Below are 225 nucleotides of genomic sequence, written 5' to 3'. Positions count from 1 at the left end.
TCGAATATCACTCCCTGCACTTCACATCCTATCGACAGGCAGGCTTCAATGTGTGCTTTAAGGGTAATGGCATAGTTGGTGCCTTCATACCCTTCAACATTCGTCACCTTTAGTGCCGCGGCCTCGGCCTTTTCATTCAGCAACGCATCCACGGGGTAGTTTTCAAATATCACCAAGGTATCGAACAGACCTGCACTCATCCCACTCAGCTGTTGTAATGTGTGT

1 protein-coding gene is annotated in these 225 nt (G+C 48.4%); it reads right to left on the bottom strand.

Going from position 1 to position 225, the window contains the following annotated elements; translation table 11 throughout:
* Nucleotides 1-225 (bottom strand): hypothetical protein (locus N477_RS26385; RefSeq protein WP_196760690.1); only part of this gene is annotated, 225 nt, incomplete at both ends.

This window comes from Pseudoalteromonas luteoviolacea H33-S (assembly GCF_001625695.1).
GTDB lineage: Bacteria > Pseudomonadota > Gammaproteobacteria > Enterobacterales > Alteromonadaceae > Pseudoalteromonas > Pseudoalteromonas luteoviolacea_B.
This window is presented reverse-complemented; position numbering and strand designations above follow the sequence as displayed.